This window comes from Shewanella sp. 10N.261.52.F9, assembly GCF_041471165.1.
Classification (GTDB): domain Bacteria; phylum Pseudomonadota; class Gammaproteobacteria; order Enterobacterales; family Shewanellaceae; genus Shewanella; species Shewanella marinintestina.
In genome coordinates, this window is record NZ_JBFRNX010000021.1 from 46,891 (window position 1) to 52,890 (window position 6,000).

The 6,000-nt window shown below is 42.5% G+C and carries 6 protein-coding genes; 3 read left to right on the plus strand and 3 right to left on the minus strand.

The window, feature by feature from the left end:
- Positions 1 to 268 precede the first annotated feature (268 nt).
- The 3 genes from rpsI to zapE all read right to left on the minus strand — a co-directional run bounded on the left by rpsI (position 269) and on the right by zapE (position 2,582).
- Positions 269 to 661 (minus strand): 30S ribosomal protein S9, encoded by a 393-nt coding sequence (rpsI, locus tag AB4298_RS13440; protein ID WP_249000655.1) that lies wholly within the window; start codon positions 659 to 661, stop codon positions 269 to 271.
- A 14-nt stretch (positions 662 to 675) separates the two neighbouring features.
- Positions 676 to 1,107 carry a 50S ribosomal protein L13 gene (rplM, locus tag AB4298_RS13445; protein ID WP_249000654.1) on the minus strand — a complete coding sequence of 144 codons (432 nt, stop codon included), beginning with the start codon at positions 1,105 to 1,107 and terminating at the stop codon, positions 676 to 678.
- 365 nt (positions 1,108 to 1,472) lie between these two features.
- Positions 1,473 to 2,582, minus strand: a complete 1,110-nt coding sequence (gene zapE, locus AB4298_RS13450) for a cell division protein ZapE (RefSeq protein ID WP_249000653.1) — start codon at positions 2,580 to 2,582, stop codon at positions 1,473 to 1,475.
- A 291-nt stretch (positions 2,583 to 2,873) separates the two neighbouring features.
- On the opposite strand from zapE, the gene AB4298_RS13455 reads away from it, so the two are divergent.
- The 3 genes from AB4298_RS13455 to degS all read left to right on the plus strand — a co-directional run bounded on the left by AB4298_RS13455 (position 2,874) and on the right by degS (position 5,984).
- Complete coding sequence (locus AB4298_RS13455; RefSeq protein ID WP_371987105.1) at positions 2,874 to 3,230, plus strand: ZapG family protein; 357 nt, start codon at positions 2,874 to 2,876, stop codon at positions 3,228 to 3,230.
- 170 nt (positions 3,231 to 3,400) lie between these two features.
- Positions 3,401 to 4,756, plus strand: coding sequence for a DegQ family serine endoprotease (locus AB4298_RS13460; RefSeq protein WP_371987107.1), 1,356 nt, complete (start codon positions 3,401 to 3,403; stop codon positions 4,754 to 4,756).
- Positions 4,757 to 4,901: 145 nt separating this feature from the next.
- On the plus strand, positions 4,902 to 5,984 hold the full coding sequence (degS, locus tag AB4298_RS13465; RefSeq protein WP_249000650.1) for an outer membrane-stress sensor serine endopeptidase DegS: 1,083 nt from the start codon (positions 4,902 to 4,904) through the stop codon (positions 5,982 to 5,984).
- Positions 5,985 to 6,000 lie beyond the last annotated feature (16 nt).

A 6,000-nucleotide genomic window follows, 5' to 3' on the forward strand; every position in this document is an offset into this window, starting at 1 on the left:
GTGTTCAAAGGTAAAATAATACAGGAGCGATATTGACCATAACGCAAGATTAGATATCACGGAGCATTTAGTTAACTGACCTTAGAGGCTTCTACCTTCTTACTAAGCCGTATAAAACCTTTTACGGATATCTGACTCAATAATTCCTCTCAGTAACAGCTAGACCTCCTTAAAGCCCTTAGAAAGCTTTTATATAAGCAGTTTACTTTATTACAGACAATAAAAAGCCCAGCATATAGCTGGGCTTTTTGAATTCTGAAAGCGAAAATTAACGCTTAGAGAACTGTGGCTTACGACGTGCTTTACGTAGACCAACTTTCTTACGCTCAACTTTACGAGCATCACGGGTAACGAAACCAGCAGCACGTAGAGAAGGACGTAGAGACTCGTCAAGTTCCATCAACGCACGGGTAATACCGTGACGGATTGCACCTGCTTGGCCAGTGTTACCACCACCCTTTACAGTTACCATGATGTCTAACTTCTCAGTCATTTCAACTAGCTCAAGTGGTTGACGAACAACCATACGAGAAGTTTCACGACCGAAGTATTCGTCTAGAGGTAGCTTGTTAACGATGATGTTACCAGTACCTGCTTTAGCGAATACGCGAGCAGTAGATGTTTTGCGACGGCCAGTGCCGTAGTATTGAGTTGCAGCCATTGCTATAATCCCGTTTAGATATCAAGTACTTGAGGTTGTTGTGCAGCGTGGTTATGCTCTGTACCAGCGTAAACTTTAAGTTTACGGAACATGGCACGGCCCAATGGACCTTTTGGTAGCATACCCTTAACAGCCTTTTCGATGATCATTTCAGGCTTATGAGCTTGTAGCTTCTCAAAACTGATCTGCTTAATGCCACCGATGAAACCTGAGTGTGAGTAGTAAACTTTGCCTTTAGCTTTGTTACCAGTCACAGCAACTTTATCAGCGTTAATAACGATGATGTAGTCACCTGTATCTACATGAGGCGTATACTCTGGCTTATGCTTACCACGTAGGCGAGAAGCGATTTCAGTAGAGATACGACCCAAAGTTTTACCTTCGGCGTCAACGACGAACCAATCACGAGTGACTGTTTCTGGTGTAGCAGTAAAAGTAGTCTTCATTTACAAAAACCCAATGTTAAAATTCTGTCTCACATGCTTATGCCACTATTGGCAAAAACACAAAAAGTGCCATTCCCCGCCCCTTCGAGCAAAGAATAAGCTTTACAACTTCCACCTAATTGGTGGATAACGAGGGCAGGTTGCGGATTATAGACAAAGCTGAGTTAAAAATCACCTAAAATTTTAGTTTAATTCTTATCAGTTTTAATTTATTCCGTCCCAAAGAGTGCGCTCATTTCAAAAAATACTCAGCAAACAGGTTAAAGATCCCACTAATAAAGAGACTTTACTGTCGCTATAGAAAATTTCGGTCGCGAACAATAAGCGATTCTGCGGCAGTTTTCTATTATTTTTAACCAGAAAAGCTAAGGGATATGCTCTAAAGCCAAATAATCATGCGATTGCATTTCTGTTAAGCGTGAACGACAGCGCCTAAACTCAAAGCTCAACAAACCTTGGGTATAGATATCTTCTAGCGACACAGCAGATGAAATAATAAGTTTAACGTTACGCTCATAAAACTCATCCACCATAGCAAGAAAACGTCGCGCGATATCATCACCAGTTAAGTGCTCTCCCATCTGCTCAACATTACTCAATAATACAGTGTGATATAGCCGTGCGACCTCCATATAGTCGCGCTGACTACGAGGACCATCACATAAGGCTCTAAAGTCGATAAGTAACACACCTTGGGCTTGCTGACGTATATCTATAACTCTACCGTCGATCTCTAGCCCATTAGTTGAAACTTCAGATTCTGGTGCTAATTTCACAAAGTACTCTTTAAGGTTTTGCTCAGCTATGGCATCCAGTGGCGAATGAAAGATCTCTGCTTGCTCTAATGTTCTCAAGCGATAATCTACACCAGAGTCGACATTCAATATATCGCAATGCTTATTAATAGCCGCAATCGCTGGCAAGAAGCGCGCACGCTGCAAGCCATTACGGTATAACTCATCTGGAATAATGTTAGATGTTGCGACCAGTGCCACACCTTCAGCAAACAGCGACTCAAATAAGGTACCGAGCAACATGGCGTCTGTGATGTCAGAGACAAAAAACTCATCAAAACAGATCACTTGGTATTGCGCCGCCATTTTTTTAGCGATGATGATTAGCGGGTCTCTTTGCCCTTGCAGCTGGGCAAGATCAATATGTAGTTGATGCATAAAGCGATGAAAGTGGGCCCGCAGCTTTTTATCACTAGGTAGTGCGTCGAAAAACGTATCCATCAGATAAGTTTTGCCACGACCAACTCCGCCCCACAAATATAAGCCTTGTATTGCTGGCTGGTGTTTTTTACTAAAAAATGAAAATAGACCACCACTTTTTGCAGACTGAGAATTTAAAGCAAGCAAATCATCATAAACTCGCTGCAACTGCTTTACGGCTTGCTCTTGCGCCGCATCATGTGAGAAGTCATCTCTAGTTAAGTCTTGCTGATAATGCTGCCATGGGGTTAATTGCGACACTGAAATACTTCTCTATTTTTAGGGGAATACACAAATCAGCCCACTTATAATGAAAGATAAAGCCGTTTGAAGTCTTATTTTTAAGCAATATGTAAATACTATCATGCTAGAAAGCCACAATGCATCAACCGCTCATATACATAAATTATTCAATACTTGCTGGGGATAAATACAGATCAGCTCAATTTAAGCTAATTGCTGACATATTTTTAAGTAAACAGTACCACGCTGGAAATCCGCGATGTATATTTGGCTTAATTCAGCATCATATAAGTATATCTAGGAGTCTATATGGAGTGGGCATTAACCCTTGCAGCGTTTGTAATTGGTGGCGTATTTGGCTATGTCAGCCATACTTTATTAGCTAAAAACACCAATAATAAAAGTAACAATGAGCAGCTAGAACAAACTCAACTTGAGATGAGTCAATATAAACAAGAAGTGTCAGATCACTTCGATGACCAATACAAGCAGCTTGCCGAACTATCTGCCCAGCTAAACCGTGTTAATCAACAGTGGAATACTTCAGCGCCGCTATTTACCTCTCCGACAACAGAGAAGAAATTGCCGGAACTCGCGACACAATCTGTAGAGAAGGCAAACAAGGTTGCCGATATTAATGAAAAAAAAGAATCTATAGCAGCTTAAATACGCTTAGAAGAAATTAACCTTTGTTAATGATTGATGAACTTTTTGATAGTTACTTGAGTCCGAATCAATAATGAATGAAACAGCCTTTTTATATATACGAGTGTCTAGCGCAACATTTGTATTCAAGGCCATTCAAATAAATTTTGAAGAATTGGAGTAATATTTAAATGAAAATGAAATTGTCCTTACTTTCCGCTGCAGTCCTTGGCGCAACTCTTACACTAGCACCGGTTGTTTCACAAGCAGCCATCCCGTTAGCCGTTGATGGACAAGAACTACCAAGCCTTGCTCCTATGCTACAAAAAACCACGCCAGCGGTTGTGGCAGTAGCTGTTTCCGGTACTCATGTTTCTAAACAAAAAGTCCCTGACGCATTTCGTTACTTTTTTGGGCCTAATGCACCACGTGAACAAGTACAAGAACGCCCGTTTAGAGGTTTAGGTTCAGGCGTAATTATTGACGCTAAACAAGGTTATATCGTTACCAATAATCACGTAATCGAAGGGGCAGATGAAATACTTATCGGCTTACATGACGGACGTGAAGTTGAAGCCAAGTTAATCGGCACTGATGCCGAGTCCGATATTGCCCTATTACAAATTAAAGCAAAAAATCTTACCGCGTTGAAGCGAGCGGACTCTGATGCATTGCAGGTAGGCGATTTTGCCGTAGCAATTGGTAACCCATTCGGTCTTGGCCAAACGGTTACTTCCGGCATCGTCAGTGCAATGGGCCGCAGTGGTCTAGGCATCGAGATGTTAGAGAACTTTATCCAGACTGACGCTGCGATTAATAGTGGTAACTCAGGTGGCGCTTTAGTTAATTTAAACGGTGAACTCATTGGTATTAATACGGCTATCGTCGCACCAGGCGGTGGTAACGTTGGTATTGGTTTCGCTATCCCTGCCAATATGGTTAACAACCTAGTTGAGCAAATTATTGAACATGGTGAAGTCCGCCGCGGTGTACTTGGTGTTATGGGCCAAGACCTAACCAGTGAGCTGGCTAAAGGTTTTGGTATTGAAACCCAACACGGTGGCTTTATTAATGAAGTGATGCCAGACAGCGCAGCGGATAAAGCAGGTATCAAAGTCGGCGATATTATTGTTAGCGTAAATGGGAGAAAAATTAAGAGCTTCCAAGAGCTACGAGCAAAAGTTGCCACTATGGGGGCAGGTTCAGAAGTTGAGTTTGGCTTGATCCGTGATGGTGATGAAGAAACCGTAACCGCGACTTTAGGCGAATCAACACAGTCAGCCGAAGCCGCAGCGGGTGCAGTGCACCCAATGTTACAAGGTGCAAAACTTGAAACTAGTGGCTCATCAGGCGTAGAAATTACCGATGTTGCTCAAGGCTCTCCTGCAGCAGCTAGCGGCCTTATAAAAGGGGATGTCATTGTTGGTGTTAACCGCACTAAAGTTAACAGCCTCAAAGCGTTAAAATCGGCGCTTGAAGATCAAAAAGGCACAGTGGCATTAAAAATTAAACGCGATAGTACAAACCTTTACCTTATTCTTAGATAGCCAATAAGGATAAGCGAGCTATAGTCAGCCGAGCATTTTGCTCGGCTGTCTTTTTAGTATTTAAACCGCTTTAGCATGGGCTACTGAGTACAAGCCAATACAAACATGTTAATATAATTCACCTTTTCAGCATTTATTCTCAGACATGATCATTAAAGACACTCTTATTTATGTCGGTAAAGCCGTTATTTTTGGCCTTATCATGGCTGCAGTTATTATTTTTATTTTGCCGCTGATTACCGGCCAAAGTTTAACAAACGGTATTACTAGCCGCGTATCTTCAAATAGCAACGAACTGTCTTTTTCCAATGCAGTACGTCGCGCTGCGCCTGCTGTTGTTAATATTTACAGCCTAAGCATCGACCAATCAAAACCTCTGAACCCAGGCTCTCTACAAGGCTTAGGCTCCGGTGTCATCATGAGCTCGGAAGGCTATATCCTGACTAACTATCATGTTATCAAGAGAGCTGATGAAATTGTTGTCGCACTGCAGGATGGACGCAAGTTTACTTCAGAAGTCGTGGGTTCTGATCCCGAAACCGATTTAGCTGTACTTAAAGTTGAAGGCGATAACCTTCCTGTCGTGCCAGTCAGTTTAGACATACCTGCACGAGTGGGCGACGTGGTACTTGCCATTGGTAACCCATATAATCTTGGGCAAACCATTACTCAAGGCATTATCAGTGCAACCGGTCGTAACGGCTTAAGTTCTGGTTATTTAGATTTCTTGCAAACTGATGCAGCGATTAACGCTGGTAACTCTGGTGGCGCACTCATTGACACTACTGGCCAACTAATTGGCATCAACACTGCAGCTTTCCAGATTGGCGGCGAAGGTGGTGGACACGGCATTAACTTCGCCATCCCAATAAAACTAGCTCATAGTATTATGGGGAAGTTAATTAAAAATGGTCGGGTGATCCGTGGTGCATTAGGCATTAGCGGTGAAGCAGTAGGCCCGGTCATGGCGCAGATTTTAAACCTACCTGGGCTTACTGGCGTTGTGATTACAGAAATAGACCCAACAGGACCAGCTGCAAAAGCCAAACTACAACCTCGCGATGTCATCACTAAATATGAAGGTGAAGCTATCCCGGGTGTTGAAATGCTAATGGATAGAATTGCAGAAACCACACCAGGTAAGAAGATAATGATGACCATTATCCGAGAGGGTAAGGTATATGAGGTTCCTGTCATTATTGGCGAGAAACCAATTCATTATAATTAGGTTCTAGGTTCTAGGT

Bases quoted from the DNA above. Each gene is read 5' to 3' on its own strand.
- rplM (WP_249000654.1), bottom strand. From the start codon at position 1,107: ATGAAGACTACTTTTACTGCTACACCAGAAACAGTCACTCGTGATTGG.
- AB4298_RS13460 (WP_371987107.1), top strand. From the start codon at position 3,401: ATGAAAATGAAATTGTCCTTACTTTCCGCTGCAGTCCTTGGCGCAACT.
- AB4298_RS13455 (WP_371987105.1), top strand. From the start codon at position 2,874: ATGGAGTGGGCATTAACCCTTGCAGCGTTTGTAATTGGTGGCGTATTT.
- rpsI (WP_249000655.1), bottom strand. From the start codon at position 661: ATGGCTGCAACTCAATACTACGGCACTGGCCGTCGCAAAACATCTACT.
- degS (WP_249000650.1), top strand. From the start codon at position 4,902: ATGATCATTAAAGACACTCTTATTTATGTCGGTAAAGCCGTTATTTTT.